The sequence below is a fragment of the Microvirga ossetica genome (assembly GCF_002741015.1).
Lineage (GTDB): Bacteria > Pseudomonadota > Alphaproteobacteria > Rhizobiales > Beijerinckiaceae > Microvirga > Microvirga ossetica.
The window spans coordinates 915,290-935,379 of record NZ_CP016617.1; the positions used below are offsets into that span (position 1 = coordinate 915,290).

Below are 20,090 nucleotides of genomic sequence, written 5' to 3' on the forward strand. Positions count from 1 at the left end.
GTCAGGTGAAGCTCAGATGGATCTTCATCGACCGGTTGCGATCGCCGGCAGCCTCGAAGGCCGCCACCGCATCGGCGATTGGAAAGGTCCCGCTCATCAGAGGCTTGAGATCCACCCGCCGCGCGTTGATCAGGTCGACCGCGAGCGCGAACTCCTCGTGGAAGCGGAACGTCCCCTTCATCTCGATCTCCTTGGCCACCACCAGGTTCTGCGGGATCGATACATCGCCTCCAAGCCCGAGCTGCACCAGCACGGAGCGGGGCTTAAAGTACCTCCAGGCCGGAGCGCACGGCGCTCTCATTGCCCGAGGCCTCGAAGTGGACATCGAAGTAGCCTTTGTTGGCCGAATAAGCCGAGAGCGCTGTTGGGTCACTCGCCACATTGATCGTCCGGTCGGCGCCGACAGCCCGCGCCTTCTCGAGCACGGCATCCATGACGTCCGTGGCGACGATCTCCCGCGCCCCATGCGCCCGAGCAGCGATGATCGCGAGAGCCCCGATTGGGCCGCAGCCCGTCACCAGAACCCGCTTGCCCAGAAGCGATCCGGCCCGGTTGACCGCATGCAGCGTCACCGCCAGCGGCTCGGCGAACGCCGCCTCGTTGATCGAGACGTCCTCGGACACCTTGTGGCATTGCCATTGCTCGGCCACCAGGCTCTGCCGGAATGCGCCCTGGATGTGCGGCATCGGCATGGCGCTGCCATAAAAGCGCATGTTCAGGCACTGGTTCTGCTGACCCTTGAGGCAATACTCGCATTGCTGGCAGGGCCGGCTCGGCGAGACCGCCACCCGGTCTCCGATGGCAAGACCCGAGAGGCCCTCACCAAGGGACCGGATGGTGCCGGCCACCTCATGGCCGAGAATCATCGGCTCGCGCACGCGCACCGTGCCGAAGCCGCCGTGATGGTAGTAGTGAAGATCAGAGCCACAGATGCCGCCTGCCTCGATGGCGACTTCGACCTGTCCCGGCCCGGGAGCCTCCGGCTCGCGTTCCTCGATGCGCAGGTCCTTGGCGGCATGAATGACAACGGCTTTCATGGGGCAATCCTCAGATGACGGGCGTCAGTAGGGGCTGACGGGCAAAATGCGCTGCCAGGTTGTCGCGCACCAGCTTGCCCATCGCCTGCCGGGTTTCCACGGTTCCGGACGCGTGATGCGGCTGGAGAATGACATTCTCGAGCGTCAGGAAGCGCTCATCGATGTTCGGCTCGTTCCAGAATACATCAAGGCCTGCGCCTTTGATGACGTTGCGCTCGAGCGCGTCGAGCAGGGCTGCCTCATCGACGGTTGATCCGCGCGAGATGTTGATCAGAATGCCGTCGCCTCCCAGCGCCTGCAGGACATCGGCGTTGATGACGCCTTGCGTGCTGGCGCCCCCGGCCAGGGTCACAATGAGGAACTCGGACTGCCCGGCCAGAGCGATCAGATTGGGCACGAAGGTATACGGCAGATCATCTCGCCGGTTGATATCGAAATAGGCGATCGGACAATCGAAGGCAGCCAGACGCTTGGCGACCTCGACGCCAATGCGGCCCATGCCGACGATGCCAACTCTCTTGCCATGAACCCGGGTGACGAGATGCATGTTGGCGTTGCACCAGTGCCCGTCCCGCACATACCGATCCGCCCGCGGGATCTGGCGGGCTACCGCCAGGAGTAGCCCAACACCGATGTCGGCCACGTCAGCAGTCAGGACGTTGGGCGTGTTGGTGACCCGGATCCCATTTGCCTTGGCGTGTGAGAGGTCGATGGCATCAGTCCCAACACCGTAGCAGGAGACAATCTCGAGCCCTGGTAGGGCTTTCATAAGCTCAGCTGACGCGCCGATCTCACCGCGTGTCGCAATGGCGCGAACGTTGCCACCCACTTCGCTCAGAAAGGCCGCCCGGTCAGCAGCCTCCCAGAGCCTGTGAACCTTGTAGTTGCTTTCCAGGTCCTCAAGGTCCCAGGCCGGGTACGGACCCATCATCAGGATCTCGGGCTTGGTCATTGTGATCGTCCTCCCATGTCAGCTATTGGCGGAGTTGCGGCGTGCTCCGTGGGCTGCCGCAATCGTTAATCGGACGGGGAACTGCCGCCCGTCATGACGGTGAGCGTGGGGCAGCGACCTGCCTCAAAGGCAAGTCGTGATGCCGCCGTCGACGTAGAGCGTATGGCCGTTCACGAACGAGGATGCCGCGCTCGATAGGAAGACAGCCGCGCCTACCAATTCCTCGACATTGCCCCACCGGGCGGCCGGCGTGCGCTTCTCCAGCCAGCCCGAGAACTCCGCGCTGTCGACGAGGGCTTGGTTAAGCGGGGTTTTGAAGTACCCGGGCGCAATGGCATTGATCTGTAGGCCGTGCTTGGCCCAGTCCGCACACATCCCCCGGGTCAGGTTCTTCACCGCCCCCTTGGTGGCCGTGTAGGGAGCGATCCCGGGCCGGGCGAGTTCGCTCTGCACCGAGGCGATGTTGATGATCTTGCCACGCCCACGGGCGATCATGCGCCGGGCGACCGCCTGTCCGACATAGAACACGCTGGAGATGTTGGTGGTCAGCAGTTGCTCCCAGCGGTCGGCGGGGAAGTCCTCCAGGGGCGTGCGGAACTGCATTCCCGCATTGTTGATCAGGATGTCGATTGGGCCCTCACCTTCGATAGCCTCAATCCCGTTCCGGACAGCTTCTGCCGAGGTCACGTCGAAGATGGCCGTCGAGACCTTGTGTCCTTTCGCCAATAATTCGGCTGAGGCCACCTCAATCTTGCCGGGGTCGCGTCCATTGAGGATGACGGCGGCACCGTGCTCGGCCAAGCCTTGGGCCAGAGCGAGCCCGATCCCTTGAGACGAGCCTGTAACGAGGGCACGTTTGCCCTTAAGAGAAAACAGCGGATAGTCCATGATGACCTTGTCGACTCCAGCTATGCGCGAGGGTCTCTAAAGAATGTTTCATTGCTTGTCTCGACCATGCGAAAGATCGAATGTTTCGCGACGTTACGTTCAGAACGGTGGTTCCACAAAGACAAGTATGGTCTGCATCCATAGCCTTTTCTTATGACAAGCGCTTGTGCAATGGTGGGAGGAAAGGCATACGCATTCGGATCCGGGAATACTTGGCTACACAGCCAAGTCGTTGCTATCGATGTAAAGAGACATGCCCGGTAACACTTCAGGTCAAACCCACACGGGAGGGGCTAATCAGGTCCGGCGGGGATCCTGATTATGGCCGCACCTCGAACGACACTAGCCCGCTCACGGTCTACAGGTCCTTTTCCGAACACGTTTCAAGGTGGCTGACCGAGGTTGCTTGTGTCGAGGTCAACGGCACCAAGGTTGGTCGCTCGACCAGGTTCTGCTGAACTCACTAAGAAATCTGCAATGGTCGAGCGGAGAAATGGGAAAAGGACCTCCGGTATAATGAAGTTAGCGCGAAGGCAGAGGCGAACCCTAGGCCTACAGACGTTTTAACCCGTTGCGCGAGTGCCATGTTCATTGGCGTTTGGGTAGATGAAGACAACCTCTTACGCCCAGGCATCCTCGCGCATGCCCGGCGGCCGGTTCCTCTCGCCACCTCGATTACCTGTCGGTGATGTTTGGGCTGAGTCACGTATGGGCTTACTGCCAGACGCACCCGATTACAGAGATTTCTACCTCGCGACTTGGCGGCCAGCGGGATTGCTCACCGCAGCCACCAAGTCACATTAATTCTGACCGTGTAGGTTGCTTTCATGATCCAGCTAAAGCGTCGCAATCAAGGGATAGGGTCGAACTTCAACTCGGACAGGGGAGTCACCTTATCGGTTCGGGTCATTTTGAATTCCGTGTTCGGCCCGAGCCACTTATCCCAAGCTGCGTTGATTTCGCCAGCCTCATCCATTGCCTTAAGCGTTTCGTTGACCTTTGCCAGGAGTGCCGGCTCGTCCTTCTTCATGCCAATACCTGTTGGCTGCAACACCATAGGCTCTGGAATCATCTTCAGCTCGACACCTCGCGACTTCGACTCATTGACGAGCTTCGTGATCGTCATGGTGTTCGCGACCATGCCGAGTGCCTTGTTCTGCTGAACCGCCATGAATGCCGAGCCCGTATCCTGGAAGGTCAGCGGCTCGGAGCCGTTCATCTTGATGGCAAGCTCGGAAGTCGAACCTTTCGTTGAAGCGAGCCGCTTGCCCTTGAAATCTGCCTTCGAGGTTGCTGGGTCACTCGCCTTTACGGCCAACATTTCCTTGGCAACATAGTAGGGATCACTGTACTGGATCTGCTCGGCCCGGCTCAGGGTGTAGGCGAGATTTGCAATCGTCAGGTCGACACGACCAAGCTTCACCTCCGGCACTCGTGCTTCGACGGACAGCGGTGTGATTTTCGCCTCGACGCCCCATCGCTTCGCGATCCCTTTGCACAGATCGACATCGAAGCCGACCAGCTCGCGGGTCTTCGGATCCGGAGCGGAGAAGGGTGGCACGTCAGCGTATGTACCGCAGCGAAGCTCCTTGCGCGCCATGATGTCTGCAAGCTGGTCGGCCTTCGCGGGTGCCGCAACCGCAATACCGAGCGCTGTCACAGCGAGGCCGATTTTCAACGAGTTTATCGACATGGTCTATCTCCTCTGGTTATCTTTTTGAATTAAGGTTTCAGTGGCGCAGGTCAGAAAGGAAACGCTGCGCCCGAGGGTGCTGCGGCCGAGAGAAAAAGCTCTCCGGATCAGCCTCCTCAAGGATGCGGCCGCCGTCCATGAACCAGACACGATCCGCAACTTCTCGTGCAAAACCCATCTCGTGAGTAACGCACATCATGGTCATTCCGTCTGCCGCCAGAGCCTTCATCACGGCGAGGACCTCGCCAACCATCTCAGGGTCGAGGGCACTCGTCGGCTCGTCGAACAGCATCGCCGGAGGCTCCATGGCGAGCGCCCGAGCGATCGCAACTCGTTGCTGCTGACCGCCGGACAACTGACCCGGATACGAGCCGGCCTTCGCCGCCAAGCCTACGCGATCAAGGAGTTGCAATGCCTTCTCTCGGGCCACTTCCCGCTTTAGGCCGTTGACCGTCACCGGCGACAGGGTGACATTTTCAAGCGCCGAGAGGTGCGGAAAGAGGTTGAAACTTTGGAATACAAAGCCGATGCGGCTGCGGAGATGATTGAGCTCCTTACTACGCATCTTGGCATGGACGTCTTGGCCATCAAAGAGGATTGAACCCGATTCGATCTCCTCAAGCCTGTTAACAGTCCGGATCAACGTCGACTTTCCGGATCCAGATGGTCCACACACCACGACGACCTCGCTTCGTGCCACGTCGGCATTGACATCAACGAGTGCTTGAAAGGATCCATAATTCTTGTTGACGTTCGAGAAGCGGATCATCGGTGGGCCTCCCGCAGGCGGATGATTGATGGTCATGGCTCGGCCGTAAGTGTTTGGGGCTGTAATTCGACGGGTAATTTACCGCTCGACGTCCCAGCGCGTTTGCGCGCAATTCGCCGCTCCAAAACAGTCGCAGCATAGGACAGAGTCCAACAGACGAGGTAGTATATGAGTGCCAGGATGAAGAAGACTTCAAACGGCTTCGTTAGAAGCTGATTGTTGATTTGGTTGGCCGCAAACGTGAGCTCCGGAACGTTGATCACGTACCCTAAAGTCGTCTCCTTGATCGTCGAGACGAACTGGCTCAGGATGCTCGGCATCATGTTGTAGAGAGCTTGCGGGAGGATAATGTACCACATGGCTCCAAGGTAGCTGTGGCCGAGCGCGCGCGCAGCATCCATTTGACCACGGCCAAGAGCCATAATCCCGGCTCGCACGACTTCACTTAGGAACGCTGCCTCATAGATGACCAGGGTTACGAGCATCGTCACGAACCCAGGTATGTTCGCGCCGATGAGCACCGGGACCATGAAATAGACCCAGAGGATCAGCATCAGCAGAGGCACGCCCCGCGCGATGTAAACAAGGGCAGTCGACGGCCAGAGCAGGAACGGCGAGCGAGACATTCGGGCGAGAGCGAGCAAGACGCTGAGGGGGAATGCAAGGCCAATGCTCAGTACCGACAGAATAAGGGTCGCCGCGAACCCACCGAGTGGGCCATTGGGATACTGCCCGATCAGAAGGAGAAGCCAGTTATCCTGAATGATAGAGAGGATGTCCCACAGCATTGGTCAGCGCTCCCCCTTCAGCACTGCCTGGCGGCTCAGTGCTGCCCCGGCAGACATGATCAACAGGGAGCAAATCAGGTATGCAATGGTCGCAATCAGGTAGACCTCGAAGGTTCTGAAGCTCTGGTTCTCGACTTCCTTGACGGCGTGCGTAAGCTCAGCGACCCCGATCGCCATCGCAAGGCTGCTGTTCTTGAACAGAGAGACGCTATGATTGATAAGCGCGGGCAAGGCGTTGCGAAAAGCTTGCGGCATAAGCACGTAGCGCATCGTACCAAAGAAGCTGTGGCCGAGCGCGCGGGCAGCCTCGGACTGTCCAGCCGGGACGGAGCGAATGCCGGAGCGCAGATCCTCGCTGAAGTAAGCGGCTTGGCAAAGCCCCAGCGCGATGACGGCGAAGATGGCCTCCGCGCCATGATCGGAAAGCCAGTATTGTAGAGCCTCGGGCAGTACGCTTGAGATACCGAAGTACCACAGCATGAGCTGCACCAGGGTCGGAACATTGCGGTGATAAGACACGTAGGCTGCGACAGCTCGACCAGCGAGGCGGCTTGGAGAGAGCCGAATGATCAGCAGCAGGATGGCGAGAGTCATGGCAAGAAGCCACGACCCGGCAGCAATCACGAAGGTCATCTCTAACCCGTGAAGGAGCAGTCGCCCAAAGTCCGGGTTCATGAGGATCGCAGTGAGATCGAACCCGGTCATTGCAGCTAACCCGCCGTCGCTTGTCGGTCGTCTTTTGTCGCGGGACGAGCCGTCTGGAGGCCACCGAGTACCTGGAGAGTTGGAGTGATCTCCATGTGACCAACATTCATGGATACGGGCGCCGCAACGGCGAAGGCGATTGCCTCAGCAATGTCAGCCGCCTCCGGCAGTTCAAAGCCTTCGATGAAGCGCTCCCGGATCTCGGGGGTGTCCCCATGAACATGCGCAAAGATGTCGGTGGCCACGCGCCCGGGACAGATCTCTGTGACGCGAACCCGGTGTCCGAAGGCGTCAATGCGCAGCTGGCGGGACAGCATGCTGACCGCGGCTTTGGTCGCATGGTAGGTCGAGTTCCCGCCGAAATTGTAGGCTCCGGCGATCGACGAGATATTGATGACATGACCGCGATCCCGCGCCACCATGCCGGGAACGATGAGCCGGCAGAGATGGAGCACGGCCCGTGTGTTCACATCGACGAGCAGGTCGATGTCCTCGGGATCCGCCTCAAGGAACTTCTTGGGACGGTCGACGCCCGCATTGTTGACCAGAATGTCGAACTGAACCGCCTCTGCGAGACTTGCGAGCTTTTCGCGATCCGACACATCGATGACATGCGCGATGCATCCGGTTCTTTCCGCAAGGCGTTCCAGCGGCTCTCGACTGCGGGCGATCGCGTGAACCTCCAAGCCTTCGCGGCGGAACCGCTCGACCACGGCGGCGCCAATCCCTGAAGAAGCGCCAGTCACGAGAGCTGTCTTGTAGTCAGAGAAGGGCATGAGTGTCCTCGCTGGTTGATAGAGCTTAGGAGAAGTTAGCCAGCAGATGCCAAGACCGTTTGTGTTTGTGGCGATAAGCTGTTCTTATCTTGTGGCGTCTGAGCCCGGCTACGCCATCTGGGATACAGGCACCACCTTCCCACCAGCCTGCTCGATTTCCATACGGATCTTACGAGCGAGCGATAAGGCGCCAGGCGTATCCCCATGCAGCAGGATGCTGTGAGGACCCATCGGCAGGTCTTCTCCCTCATACGTTGTAACAGTCCTCTGCTGTAGAACTTGTCGCACCCGTTCCAGAACCTTGGCCTCGTCATGAATGACCGAGTTCGGCAGCCGGCGCGGAACGAGAAGACCTGACTTGTCATAGGCCCGGTCTGCGAGAAAGGTGGTCGCGACACGCAGTCCGCAGGACGTCGCCGCGTCCTCAATAGCCCGGCTCGTTGAGGAAACGATGATCAGCTCAGGATTGAAGCGTGCGACCGCGGCCACAAGAGGTGCTGCGACGGCGGGATCTGCGGCCGCCATGTTCCCGAGGGCACCATGGAAGCTCATGTGGGTCATTCTGTGCCCCACCACGCGCGCGATCCCCTCAAGCGCTCCAAGCTGATAAATCACCATTGCAGCCAACTCGTCCGAGTCGATCTGCATCGGCCGTCGTCCGAACCCCTGCTTGTCGGGAAAGCCGACATGCGCACCGATATCGACCCCGCGTTCCAGGGCTGCCTTGACGGTTTTCTCCATGATCAGGGGATCGCCCGCATGAAAACCGCAGGCGAGGTTCGCCGACGACAGCACATCCAACAGGGCATCGTCGTCACCGATGCGCCACTGGCCGTAGCCTTCAGCAAGGTCTGCATTGAGATCGATTTGCATAGGTTGGCTCCCCTAGGGCTTCAGTGCGACGAGCGGATCGCCATAGCCGACGAGCGAGCGGTCTGGCGCAATGATCGAGGCCACAATCCCGTCGCGCGGAGAGAGGACGGGGAGGAGAATGGGTCCGACCTGTAGAAGCCCCAGCGGCTGACCGGCCGCCACGGGCTCGTTCGGCTCTACCAGCGCCGCCTCTTGGACAGGGTGAGCATGCAGGAAAAGCCCCACACTTGGCGATACGGCAACATCAGGTTGGCCTCTTGCCGGAACGGCTGCATCCCGCACAGAGCCCGCCGCCCCAACTCGCCTGCTTCTAGCCTTAACACTGCGCCTCAGGCAGATGCGATAATCCGGGCCTGTCAGCTCGTATGTCGTAATCCCCGCTTCGGAGATCCAGGCTGCAATTTGTGGAATGTCTGAGATCTTCATGAGCTCGCTCTCCGGGCTCCCGCAAGATCGAGACACCGCGCTACGTCGGACAGCCATTGAGAGACTTCGTCGAGGGCGTGCAGTGCCCCATCCCAGTCTGTCTCGATGAAGCGGATGGAACTGCCAATCGGGGCCTGCCCGAGCCGCCAGAGATCCGCCTCTATGACAGTTCCGATCTTTGGATACCCTCCAGAGGGCTGGGCATCGCACATCTGCACGATCGGCTGGCCGCCATGTGGCACCTGAATGACTCCGGGAACGATGCCATGCGAGCGCAGCTCTAGGGGAGCAACGGGCTCAAGGACAGGGCCGGACAGGCGATATCCGTAGCGGTCGCTCTGAGGCGTCACCTTCCACGGCTTCAGCCACAGATCGCTCTGGGACTCCGGTTTGAAGCAGTGGTATTCGGCGGCCGGCAGAACCCGGACCGCCGGCAGGCCATCCACCATCAGCGGCAAAGCGAATGACGGCGGCACAATACTGGTTCCGTCCGACGCGCGGCGTGCGCCGTTGGGCTGGCCGAAAGGCAGCTTGTCTCCCTGCTGCAGCGCCCTCCCCTCAAGACCGCCGATCGCTCCGCGCAACTGCGTGGACCGGGATCCTAGGACGATGGGAACGTCGATGCCGCCTGCCACGCAGACGTAAGCACGAGATCCCCGCCAACGGGCAGATCTCGTCAGCCCAAGGCGCAGCACCGAGCCGGCTTTCGCTTGGATGCTCGACCAGGGAAGGATGGCTTTGCCATCAATCGATGCCTCGCACGTTGCACCGGTCAATGCGATCTTGGCTTCACAATCAAACCGAGTTTCGAAGGGAAAGACCTGAATCTCGATCGCAGCAGCATCCTCACTGTTGCCGAGCAGTAGGTTGCCGCAGGCGAGTGCAAGCCCGTCCATCGCGCCGGCGGTGCCGACACCCCATTTCAAAGCACCGAAGCGTCCGCGATCCTGTATGGTCGTGAGCGCGCTCTTGGATCGAATCTCCATCATCGGACCACCTCGACGATGCGGAACCGAATACTGTCGCCTGGCTGCAGCAGGATGGGTGGATCGCGGGTCGCGTCAAAGAACGTCGTTGATGTCGTGCCAATCGTATTCCAGCCACTGGGACCGGCCGAGGCCGATACGCCAGTCTGGGATCCTCCGATCGAGACCGCGCCACCCGGAAGCTTCAGCACCGGCACCTTCCTGCGGGGTGTGGCGATGCGTGCGTCCATCCCGCCAAGATAGCAGTAGCCTGGATGGCTTCCGATCGCGTAAACGGGATAGAGCGGACTGGCATGAATCTCGGCAATTTCGTGCGAGCACAAGCCAGTATGGGCGACGACATCCGCCATGTGCGGCCCCCCTTCCCCGCCATAGACAACTGGCAGCTCAATCGTGCGCCCCTGTAGGATCATTGGTGTCGCTGCGTCCCAGGCGGAGTGCAGACGTGTCTCGAGCGGCGCAAGCGACCGCGGCGGCACCGAGAAGCTCACGAGGAGGTTGTTGACGCCTGGTACGGCTTCGCTCACTTCCGGCCAAGTATCCACCTCACGGGCAAGCGACCAAATCCGCCGTTGCGTCGTCAGGCTGGTCTCGCCCGGTGCTTCGAAGAGAAGCGCTCTGGTACCCAGCAGGCTGATCTGGGGCTCCTTCACCATCATGCGGAGGCCTCGGCTTTCAGCAATTGCTCAAGATAATGGATATCGAACCCGCCCTCGATGAAGCCTGGCTCGTCCACAATCCTTCTGTGCAAGGCAAGGTTCGTGGCGACACCCTCGACCCTCATCTCGGACAGCGCCACCTTCAACCGCGCCATCGCCTCGTGCCGGGTCTGTCCATGAACAATGAGCTTGGCGATCATCGAGTCGTAGTAGGGCGGTACGGCCGCTCCCGCGGCGATGTGACTGTCGACTCGCACGCCAGGCCCACCCGGAACGTCGAACCGTGTGATCTGCCCCGGGGATGGTGCGAAGGTGGTGGGATCTTCGGCGTTGATCCGGCATTCGAAAGCGTGACCGTGGCAGCCTATATCGGCTTGGCTAAGGGTGAGGGCCTCGCCGCGTGCAACCCGGATGCCTTCGGCCACGATATCGATTCCGGTGGTCGCTTCAGTCACTGGATGCTCGACCTGCACCCGCGTATTCATCTCGATGAAGAAGAATTCCTCTTGCTCGACCAGGAACTCGAAGGTGCCGACGCCCTGATAGCCGATCCGCCGGCAGGCCTCGACACAGCGCTCGCCGATCCTCGCGACGAGGTCGACTGGCAGACCCGGAGCCGGGGCTTCCTCCAAGACCTTCTGGTGGCGGCGCTGGAGCGAGCAATCGCGGCTGCCGAGCCAGAGTGCCGTACCATAGGCATCGGCCAACACCTGGATCTCGACGTGGCGCGGATGCTCGAGAAACTTTTCGGCATAGATCTCCGGATTGCCGAAGGCGCGGCGCGCTTCCTCGCGAACAAGCGCAAACGCATCGGCAAGCTCCGAACGGGCCCGGACAACGCGCATGCCGCGACCGCCTCCTCCGCCTGCCGCCTTGAGGATCAACGGAAGGCCGATCTCACCGGCGACCGATTGCAAAGCCTCCAGGTCGTCGGGCAGGGCTCCCTCTGAGCCGGGCACGCACGGCACGTTTGCCTCGCGCATGGCACGCTTGGCTGCAACCTTGTCGCCCATGGTGCGAATGCATGCCGGGCTCGGCCCGATGAATGTCAGACCCGATCGGGCGACGTCGTCGGCAAAGGCGGCATTCTCGGACAGAAACCCGTATCCGGGATGAATGGCCTGTGCGCCCGTCACCTCCGCAGCAAGCAAAATCGCGGCACCATCGAGATAGCTCTTCCCTGCCGGAGCGGGGCCGATACACACGGCGGTATCGGCGTATTTCACGTGGGGGGCATCTCGATCGGCCTGCGAATAGACGGCGACCGTCCGCAATCCAAGCGTTCGGCAGGCCCGCTGGATCCGAAGGGCAATTTCGCCGCGATTGGCTATGAGAACAGTGTCGAACATTGGCGCTCAGACGATCCGCAGGAGGGGCTGGCCAGCTACGACTTCGTCGCCGGTCGTGACGAACACAGCCTCGATCACGCCATCCCGTTCAGCCGTAACAGGATTGAACATTTTCATAGCTTCAACAGTACAGACAGTGGTGCCAGTCGTGACTGCCTGGCCCACGGTCACGAAGGGCGGCGCATCCGGCGAAGGGCCCAAATAGACAATCCCGGACAAGGGGGCGGTGACATCGTTCGTGGAGGCTGCGGATTTGACGGACGCCGGGGGCTCGCGACGAGAGGAGTCCGGGCGAGTGTGCGTCACAGTCGGTGTTGACGCTGCCCCACTGGTTAAGGGCGCGGACCCCAAGGTCCCCGTCTCGCGCGTCAGTCGCAGAGTCCAGCCATCCTTGCTGACCTCCACTTCAGCAAGGTCGGATGCGCTCATCGCATCGATTAGTGCTTTGATCTCGTCGAGTGTCATGAGCATCACCGGTCCGTCACCGTGACGGGCCTATGTTCCTGACGCTAGCAGCCGCCCAAAAGGGAGGCCAAGACAGATTGTCTCTGTGCCCATAAGAGCAGCTTATGCTCTCTTGAGGACGCCTTCCTCTTGAGATGAGAGCATATTACCGGGCAGTTCCCGAACAAGTTCCAGCAGAATTTGCCTGATCGCGGCGGCTGGCTCGGACAGCGGAAGGTGGTCCGATTGGCACAGTGCCAAGGGCACCTCAATGGCGGGATCAACAATCCGCGCATGCCACGCCGATGTGGACTCCACGACCTGTTTCGCCATCGAGCCGGGCAGGACCGTCACGCCCATTCCTGCCGCAATCACGGAAGCCAGTGTGCTCGCCGACTCGATCTCGGCGACGACGCGAGGGACAAGCCCAATGCCGGCGCACGCCGCGTCCACGACTTTGCGGACCACGTTATACGGGCGAGGCAGGAAGAGATCCATTTCGCCGATCCGTTCGAGAGGCACGGGATCCAACGGAGCCGGGATGCTGCTGGGACCCACCAAGTAGAGGCTTTCGCGCAAGAGGGGCTGGAACGTGAGCCCGTGCACCGACTGCCCCCCGCCGTACAGCACGGCGAGATCCATTCTGCCGTTCATCACGAGTTCCGAGAGCGTGGTCCCATAGGTCTCGTTGAGGTAGAGCACGACCCCCGGATGACGGCTTCTTGTGGCAACCAGCAGAGGCATGGCAAGGCCAGCAGCGGCAGTGCCCGGTGCAAGGCCAACGGAAACGGCGCCGGAAATACCCTCTCCGGCGGCCCTCATGTCAACCCGCGCCTGATCGCATTGCCGAAGAATGAGCTGAGCGTGGCGATACAGGACCTTGCCTGCCTCCGTCGGCGTCACGCCCCGCGGCGTGCGAACCAGGAGCTGTTGGCGGACTTCGGACTCAAGCGTTGCCAATTGCTGGCTCAAAGCGGGCTGAGCCACGTGAAGGATATCTGCCGCCTGTGTCAGATTGCCGATATCGACAATCTTCACGAAGTACTGGAGGCGTTTGAGGTTCATGATCCGATCACTGCTCCCGGCACCGGACATGAGCAGGGCTCCTCCCACTCGCGAGCCATAAGATTTTCCTATGTTGGCAGACTGAACTTGTCTTGGCTAGTCGCCAGGTGCCCCGTTAGCTGTCAGGGATCAATCTGAGATCCATGAGCTGAACAATGACAACTAGCATTAGGAAATACCCTTCGGCTCCGTCAGCCGATCCTGAGATCATCGCAACTTTGAAACAAATCCCGGTCGCTCTCCTCAGTGACCAGCTGCAGCGCAACCGGGGCAGTACCGGGCTCCAACCTTATCATCACCCTGCTCCGCTGGCAGGCACAGCTGTCACAGTGCGCACCCGCGCCGGCGATAACCTCGCCATTCTTCGCGCTTTCGAAATCGTCAGGCCGGGCGATGTGCTGGTGATCGATGCCGATGGCGATGTCGCTAATGCGCTCGTCGGCGGGATCATGACCTTCTATGCTGCAAGTGCAGGGGTCGCCGGGATGGTCCTTGATGGTGCGATCCGCGACGTCGCTGAGATCCGGGAGCGTCCTTTCCCAGTCTATGCCCGAGGCGTCAATCATCGGGGTCCTTACAAGGACGGCCCTGGCGCGATCAACGTCCCGGTGTCTGTGGGCGGAATGGCTGTATGCCCCGGCGACATCGTCGTTGGCGATCAGGATGGACTGGTCGTGCTCTCTCGCGATGAGGCGCCGACCGTGATCGAGAAGGCTCTCCTTCAGAAGCAGAAGGAGGAAGAAACCATGCAGGCGATCCGAGAAGGCAGATGGGACCGCTCGTTTGTCAACGCGCTGGAAGCGCGTAGCATCAACTTGTAGCCGTTGACGTCGCTCGCAGCGGATAACGCCAAAGCAGCAGTGTGAGTCCAAAGCGAGATGGAACGACCATCCAGCCGTTGACCTCAGAGCCGAGGCTCTAGCTCACCTCGTTGCTGACGCAGTGAAGCATTCGACGAGGATAGAACGAGCGGGATTTAGGAGTAAGTCATGCCTCTTGACTGGGGAGTTCACTCACTGGATCGACCGTTCGTTGGAGCTGCGGGCCGCGCACCAGCTGCACAGTTGGGTGTATCGGTGCAGCAGATAGCAAATTCAGGTCTTAGGTCGACGGCTATCCGCTAGCCGAATTTACTTCGATAGAGATGTCTGCCCGGCGCAGACCACTCTGGAGATTTGGCAGAATAATCGCAGGGATCATGATAATGCTTCAACTCGCAGATCGGCTAAAAGCTGTGAAGGTTTCGGCATCTGCCGCGATGACGGACCAAGCACGTGAGCTTCGTGCTCAAGGTGTTCAGATCATCAGTCTATCATCAGGAGAGCCTGATTTCCCGACACCGCAGCATGCGATTGAGGCCGCCCATCAGGCCGCACTAGCGGGAGACACCAAATACCCTGCGCAACCTGGCACCGCAGCTTTGAGGGCCGCCGTTCAGCGCAAGTTCAAGCGCGAAAACAACTTGGACTATGCGCTTGATGAGATCCTGGTCGCCAATGGGGGCAAGCAAATTATCTTCAACGCACTTCTCGCGACGTGCAACCCGGGGGATGAAGTTGTTATCCCTGCGCCCGGTTGGATCACGTATGCTGATATCGCACTTTTTGCCGAAGCGACGCCCGTTGCTGTGCCTTGCCCCGAGAACAATCATTTCAAGCTTCGCGCTGATGATCTGGATGCTGCGATTACGCCAAACACCAAGTGGCTCATTCTAAACTTCCCTAACAACCCGACTGGTGCAGCATGCACTCGCTCTGAAATGCGAGAAATTGCCGACGTAATGTTGAAGCATCCTGAGGTATGGATCCTGACCGACGACATCTACGAGCACCTTACCTATGACGGTTTCGAGTTCTGCACGATCGCCGAGGTCGAGCCGAAGCTTAAGGATCGCGTGCTGACCGTGAACGGGGCCTCGAAGGCCTATGCGATGACTGGCTGGCGCGTCGGTTACTGCGGCGGTCCGAAGGAGCTGATCGCAGCAATGAACAATGTCCATGGGCAGGCCACAGGCGGGATCTGCACCTTGAGTCAGGCCGCAGCGGTTGCGGTGCTTGAGGGTCCTCAGGATTTTCTGAAGGAGCGCGCGGATGTCTACCGCGATAGGCGTGACCTGGTCGTCAGGCTCCTCAACGAAATTCCTGGCATCAACTGTCATACGCCGGAAGGAGCATTCTACGTATTTCCAAATATCGCTGGATGCATCGGAAAAATGACTGAACGGGGCCGGCGTATTGAGTCTGACGCCGACTTCGTCTCGGCACTCTTGGAAGAGCAGCACGTTGCCACAGTGCAGGGTAGCGCATATGGGATGAGCCCCTACTTCAGGATTTCTTATGCTACGGATACAGAAACATTGAAGGAAGGATGCCGACGCATCTCACGCTTCTGCGAAGCATTACGGTAAACTGGGTGGCTACTCGGACTCAATGGCTTCTTCTATTCTATGCCTTGGTTGCGACCCCGGCTGTTCGGTGGGCCATAGAAATGATGGGAGGCCTATGGGAGCCCTTGTCGTCATCCCGGGGAACCCACGTCCAAGCCACCAGATGCCTGCCAGCGGCGTCCGCAGCGGGCATTGCGCAAGCATGAAACATTTACCACATCGATGAAGATGTGCTTCGAGCTTTCTGGTTTGATATCGAACCAGTTCGGGTCATCGAAGGTGCCCGCGTACAAACCGCAGACTTCGGCGAATCTCTCGAAAGTCATGTAGAGCTTCGTCCCGTATGCGGTACAGAAGTGAATGCGGACGATTTTGCCGCTACCCCCGGAACAGTGATCATAGACGGCTGGGAACCTTTTGTGACCTGAAGATCAGCCTCACGGAAGATTGGCTCAGACATGACGGTGCCGCTAGGAGCATATCAATCTCACGGGCACGTACGCCTGGGGCGAGCAGCCTGTGCTCGTGGACGGTTTCCGGCCCTTGCGGCTGCCCAAGCCTCTGGCACGTGCCGCATAGCCGCCCATACCACAAAATAACGCAGCCCTGCACCAGATTCCCTGTCCGATCTACCTTAGCGCTCAATCAGGAACACATCTTGCGCTGCCCCCGGTTCCACGGATAATCAGGCATGCCAGGATGGACCGCCTGGACGGAGATCCCTGTGCCCAGAAGCGCCCTGGCGATCAAAAGACCGGGTGCGAGAGTGTGCCTGAGAAACCGGATTGCCATTGCCGCCCCTTCCGATCACGTATCGGTCTTCTGACTATGTCACGGATCGAGCAGGACTTTATCCAGGCAATGAGGTCAGTCGACGCCGCTGACCAGACCGACCGAGCCAAACTGCCGATAGAGTAAATCCCGATGCCGACGACAATGCGGGTTCGTAACGTTGGGCAGAACTAACTACCCAGATCAACCCGAGCACCTTCTGGCGACCGAGGCCAACTACGCTTCGGGCTTGCGAAAGCGTTCTGGCATCTGGGGATTATTGGCAGGGTTTGTGTCGTGACGCGACAACCGCGTGATCTGGGTGCCGTCCACCAAGGGCTGTAGAACGGCCTCAAGGGCATCAGCTTCCTCCTTGGTGTAAACTTCTCTGCCTTTGACATAGATCGCGAAGGACCTGAGATGCTTCGCCTTCTTTATGGGATCGTCGATGGTCGCCCTGGTCCATTCATAAAGTGGGTAGCTTTCAACCCCATCCGCCTCAGCTTGCGCGACATAGCTTGCAAAAGCGTCGAGTTGGCATTTCATCATCGCGTCATGCTTTTCAAGGATGCGGCGGAGGGATCCGAGTTCCGGAGCGCCTGCGTTGTGTCGTACAGCCTCGGCAAGCTCATCCGCTAAGTAGAGCCTCAACTGGAATTGCCACTGTTCACTCATGCCTCCGCTCCATTGAAACGGTCCGGCGCAGCCGCATTGCCGCGTAATCTAGCACCTTTCTTCGAATCAAGCAGAACTGAAAGCCGTCTTCAGATCAAAGTCGACCTCGGCCGAAGTAAAGGAAGGTCTGCTCACGCCACCAAAACGGAAATCTGGATAAGGTCAGCCCAGTGCCATTGAACGAACCCGCTCGCGCGGGAGGACACTGCGGCTGGGGCGGTGCCATGGCTTGGGGGCGGTAACCCGCTGAACGGCACACGATGACAGGGCTGGGTCCTGTCTTGAGGATCGAGGGGTTTGGTGCCTCCACCTCACGACAGGAGCCTTCGATGTCCGAGACAGCCATCAGCCCGCTGCGCCAGCGCATGATCGACGACATGACGGTGCGCCATTTCGTCGAGAAGACCCGCACTGATTACATCCGCCAGGTCAGACGCTTCGCGGCCTTCCTCGGCCGCTCGCCGGAGACAGCCTCGCCCGAGGATGTGCGGCGGTTCCAGTTGCACCTGACCGAAAGCGGCGTGACCCCACCGAGCCGCACCGCGGCGGTCGCGGCCCTGCGCTTCTTCTTCACCGCCACCCTCGATCGGATCGATCTGGCTCGGCGTCTCACCTTGGTCCACGAGCCGCGCAAAGTACCCCTCGTCCTGAGCCCGGCGGAAGTGGCTCGCCTTCTCGAGGCGGCCCCGGGCCCCAAGTACAAGGCAGCTCTGAGCGCGGCCTATGGCGCTGGGCTGCGGGTGTCGGAAGTCGTGTCGCTCAAGGTCTGCGATATCGACTCTCAGCGCATGCTCATCCGCATCGAGCAGGGCAAGGGCCGCAAGGATCGCTATGCGATGCTCTCCCCGCAATTGCTCGAACTCCTGCGCGACTGGTGGCGCATCGCCCGCCCGCCGGTCTGGCTCTTTCCCGGCCAGAACCCGGTCAACCCGCTCACCACGCGCCAGCTCAACCGCGCCTTCCATGCGGCCGCGCAGCAGGCCGGGATCACCAAGCGCGTGAGCCCGCACACGCTCAGGCATAGCTTCGCCACGCATCTGCTGGAACAGAACATCGACATTCGCGTGATCCAGGTCCTGCTCGGGCATGCCAAGCTCGAGACCACTGCGCTCTACACCCGTGTCGCCACCTCCACGATCCGCGCCGTCATGAGCCCACTCGACCGGCTTACCCTGCTGAGACCGGAGCATCAGCCGCCCGCGTAAGGCGAGGTCGTCTTGGCCCGTCCAGGGCTGGAGGTCGCGGACATCTTCCGAGACCATGGACCGGCGTGGCGCCGCGCCCATGCCGGGCATGTGAGCCTTGGCCAGCTCAAGGTGATGAGTGCGATCGAGACCTGCCGCACGGCGGCTCTCGGCGGGCACGTCGCGCGCTGCGCAGACTGTACGTACACGACCATCGCCTATAACTCCTGCCGCAATCGTCATTGCCCCAAATGCCAGAGCGCGGCGGCCCGGGACTGGCTCGCACAGCGCGAAGCCGAACTGCTGCCCGTGCCGTACTTCCACGTGGTGTTCACGCTGCCGGCCGCCATCGCCGACCTCGCCTACCCCAACAAGGCCGTGATCTACGATCTCCTGTTCAAGGCCGCGGCCGAGACGACCCTTACCCTTGCGGCCGATCCCAAGCATCTCGGGGCGCGGATCGGCCTCACCGCCGTGCTGCACACCTGGGGCTCGGCGATGACGCATCACCCGCACGTGCACATGATCGTGCCGGGCGGTGGGCTGTCCCCTGACGGCACGCGATGGATCGCATGCCGGCCGAACTTCTTCCTGCCCGTGCGGATCCTTTCAAAGCTGTTCCGGCGGCTGCTCCTGGAGAAGCTCGCCACGGCCCACGCGGCCGGGCAACTGAGGTTCTTCGGAGCGCACACGGACTTAGCCGACGCCAAAGCGTTCGCAGCTTTCCTAGCTCGTCTGCGCAAGATCAGGTGGTTTGTCTATGCCAAGCGGCCGTTTGCGGGACCGGAGGCGGTGCTGGCCTACCTGGCCCGCTACACCCACCGGGTTGCGATCTCGAACAGCCGGCTGATCCGCGCCGACGACAGCGGCGTGACGTTCACCTGGAAGGACTATCGGGTTGAGGGTCGCGCCCGCTGCAAGACGATGACGCTGGCTGTCGACGAGTTCATCCGCCGCTTCCTGCTTCACGTGCTCCCGCGCGGCTTCCATCGCATCCGGCATTATGGCCTCTTCGCTCACGGCTCACGCGCCGCCAACCTGACGCGAGCCCGCGCGCTGCTTGGTGCGCGTGAGCCCTGTGCAACGGTGACCGCAGACCCGACTGGCGCCACAGCTCCACCATGCCTGACGCAGCCCTGTCCCTGCTGCGGCGGGCGCATGCTCATCATCGAGCGGTTCGCGCGCGGGTCTTCGCCAATACACCGGCCATCGTCCCCGAGTGCTGTGATCCGGGTCGACACCTCATGAAACCGATGGCCCCACGACGCTGCCGCCCTGCTGTTCGTCACCGCCGTTGGTCCTGCGCCAGCCACCCGGGCACTCGGCCGAATGAGGCGTATACCCCGCGAATGGAGCATCAATGGTCACCGTCGCGCCAACTCGGCCATGGCGATGATGCCCCGCTCCAGCCCACCGATGTCGCCACTCCGCTGGCGTGGACGCGTCGACGCCGATCCAGTCCCCGATCCAAAGCGCCCAAATCCCCATAGATGAGCGCACCACGCGCGGCGCCCAACTGTTCCGCAGGTTCCTTCCCTGGAGGCTTCCGGACGCCGGCCCCAGTGCATGTGCCTACGTCGCGATGGCCGGCATCCGAAACCCTTCACAATAGAAGACAAAAATCACGAAGAGATCGCTGCCCGAAGGCGGACGAGGCATTCGCG

General features: G+C 60.7%; 20 protein-coding genes and 1 pseudogene. 4 read left to right on the forward strand and 17 right to left on the reverse strand.

From position 1 onward, the window contains the following. Nucleotide 1: 1 nt before the first annotated feature. The 15 genes and pseudogenes from BB934_RS32310 to nac form a co-directional block, all read right to left on the reverse strand. Nucleotides 2–1,037 (reverse strand): annotated as a pseudogene (locus BB934_RS32310) (L-idonate 5-dehydrogenase). Nucleotides 1,038–1,047: 10 nt separating this feature from the next. Further along, on the reverse strand, nucleotides 1,048–1,989 hold the full coding sequence (locus tag BB934_RS32315) for a 2-hydroxyacid dehydrogenase (RefSeq protein ID WP_099513939.1): 942 nt from the start codon (nucleotides 1,987–1,989) through the stop codon (nucleotides 1,048–1,050). A 123-nt stretch (nucleotides 1,990–2,112) separates the two neighbouring features. Continuing rightward, nucleotides 2,113–2,877 (reverse strand): SDR family oxidoreductase, encoded by a 765-nt coding sequence (locus BB934_RS32320; RefSeq protein WP_099513940.1) that lies wholly within the window; start codon nucleotides 2,875–2,877, stop codon nucleotides 2,113–2,115. Nucleotides 2,878–3,727: 850 nt separating this feature from the next. Continuing rightward, on the reverse strand, nucleotides 3,728–4,570 hold the full coding sequence (locus BB934_RS32325) for an ABC transporter substrate-binding protein (protein ID WP_099513941.1): 843 nt from the start codon (nucleotides 4,568–4,570) through the stop codon (nucleotides 3,728–3,730). Nucleotides 4,571–4,607: 37 nt separating this feature from the next. Next, on the reverse strand, nucleotides 4,608–5,339 hold the full coding sequence (locus BB934_RS32330; RefSeq protein WP_099513942.1) for an amino acid ABC transporter ATP-binding protein: 732 nt from the start codon (nucleotides 5,337–5,339) through the stop codon (nucleotides 4,608–4,610). Nucleotides 5,340–5,371: 32 nt separating this feature from the next. Further along, nucleotides 5,372–6,127 carry an amino acid ABC transporter permease gene (locus tag BB934_RS32335; RefSeq protein ID WP_099513943.1) on the reverse strand — a complete coding sequence of 252 codons (756 nt, stop codon included), beginning with the start codon at nucleotides 6,125–6,127 and terminating at the stop codon, nucleotides 5,372–5,374. A gap of 3 nt (nucleotides 6,128–6,130) precedes the next feature. Next, nucleotides 6,131–6,832 (reverse strand): amino acid ABC transporter permease, encoded by a 702-nt coding sequence (locus tag BB934_RS32340; protein WP_099513944.1) that lies wholly within the window; start codon nucleotides 6,830–6,832, stop codon nucleotides 6,131–6,133. A 5-nt stretch (nucleotides 6,833–6,837) separates the two neighbouring features. After that, the gene (locus BB934_RS32345) at nucleotides 6,838–7,608 is read right to left on the reverse strand and encodes an SDR family oxidoreductase (RefSeq protein ID WP_099513945.1); all 771 of its coding nucleotides are present in this window, start codon (nucleotides 7,606–7,608) and stop codon (nucleotides 6,838–6,840) included. Between the two features lie 108 nt (nucleotides 7,609–7,716). Further along, nucleotides 7,717–8,481 (reverse strand): LamB/YcsF family protein, encoded by a 765-nt coding sequence (locus BB934_RS32350; RefSeq protein ID WP_099513946.1) that lies wholly within the window; start codon nucleotides 8,479–8,481, stop codon nucleotides 7,717–7,719. A gap of 12 nt (nucleotides 8,482–8,493) precedes the next feature. Then, nucleotides 8,494–8,907, reverse strand: coding sequence for an acetyl-CoA carboxylase biotin carboxyl carrier protein (locus BB934_RS32355; protein WP_099513947.1), 414 nt, complete (start codon nucleotides 8,905–8,907; stop codon nucleotides 8,494–8,496). Further along, entirely contained in the window at nucleotides 8,904–9,896 is a 993-nt protein-coding gene (locus tag BB934_RS32360) for a 5-oxoprolinase subunit C family protein (RefSeq protein ID WP_099513948.1), read from the reverse strand. The genes BB934_RS32355 and BB934_RS32360 overlap by 4 nt, the downstream gene beginning before the upstream one ends. Beyond that, complete coding sequence (gene pxpB / locus BB934_RS32365; protein ID WP_099513949.1) at nucleotides 9,893–10,552, reverse strand: 5-oxoprolinase subunit PxpB; 660 nt, start codon at nucleotides 10,550–10,552, stop codon at nucleotides 9,893–9,895. Before pxpB ends, BB934_RS32360 begins: the two co-directional genes overlap by 4 nt. After that, on the reverse strand, nucleotides 10,549–11,901 hold the full coding sequence (gene accC / locus BB934_RS32370) for an acetyl-CoA carboxylase biotin carboxylase subunit (RefSeq protein ID WP_099513950.1): 1,353 nt from the start codon (nucleotides 11,899–11,901) through the stop codon (nucleotides 10,549–10,551). Before accC ends, pxpB begins: the two co-directional genes overlap by 4 nt. 6 nt (nucleotides 11,902–11,907) lie before the next feature. After that, complete coding sequence (locus BB934_RS32375; RefSeq protein WP_099514308.1) at nucleotides 11,908–12,366, reverse strand: acetyl-CoA carboxylase biotin carboxyl carrier protein; 459 nt, start codon at nucleotides 12,364–12,366, stop codon at nucleotides 11,908–11,910. A gap of 102 nt (nucleotides 12,367–12,468) precedes the next feature. Beyond that, entirely contained in the window at nucleotides 12,469–13,410 is a 942-nt protein-coding gene (nac, locus tag BB934_RS32380; RefSeq protein ID WP_099514309.1) for a nitrogen assimilation transcriptional regulator NAC, read from the reverse strand. A gap of 155 nt (nucleotides 13,411–13,565) precedes the next feature. Between nac and BB934_RS32385 the strand changes: the two genes are divergently transcribed. Beyond that, on the forward strand, nucleotides 13,566–14,231 hold the full coding sequence (locus tag BB934_RS32385; protein ID WP_099513951.1) for an RraA family protein: 666 nt from the start codon (nucleotides 13,566–13,568) through the stop codon (nucleotides 14,229–14,231). 383 nt (nucleotides 14,232–14,614) lie between these two features. Then, nucleotides 14,615–15,817, forward strand: coding sequence for a pyridoxal phosphate-dependent aminotransferase (locus BB934_RS32390; protein ID WP_099514310.1), 1,203 nt, complete (start codon nucleotides 14,615–14,617; stop codon nucleotides 15,815–15,817). A gap of 110 nt (nucleotides 15,818–15,927) precedes the next feature. On the opposite strand, the gene BB934_RS32395 is transcribed toward BB934_RS32390, so the two are convergent. Beyond that, entirely contained in the window at nucleotides 15,928–16,122 is a 195-nt protein-coding gene (locus BB934_RS32395; protein ID WP_099513952.1) for a hypothetical protein, read from the reverse strand. 682 nt (nucleotides 16,123–16,804) lie between these two features. Next, nucleotides 16,805–17,242 (reverse strand): hypothetical protein, encoded by a 438-nt coding sequence (locus BB934_RS32405; RefSeq protein ID WP_099513954.1) that lies wholly within the window; start codon nucleotides 17,240–17,242, stop codon nucleotides 16,805–16,807. A gap of 329 nt (nucleotides 17,243–17,571) precedes the next feature. On the opposite strand from BB934_RS32405, the gene BB934_RS32410 reads away from it, so the two are divergent. Beyond that, nucleotides 17,572–18,447, forward strand: coding sequence for a tyrosine-type recombinase/integrase (locus BB934_RS32410; protein ID WP_099513955.1), 876 nt, complete (start codon nucleotides 17,572–17,574; stop codon nucleotides 18,445–18,447). A gap of 12 nt (nucleotides 18,448–18,459) precedes the next feature. Further along, the gene (locus BB934_RS32415; protein WP_099513956.1) at nucleotides 18,460–19,674 is read left to right on the forward strand and encodes an IS91 family transposase; all 1,215 of its coding nucleotides are present in this window, start codon (nucleotides 18,460–18,462) and stop codon (nucleotides 19,672–19,674) included. Nucleotides 19,675–20,090: the final 416 nt, after the last annotated feature.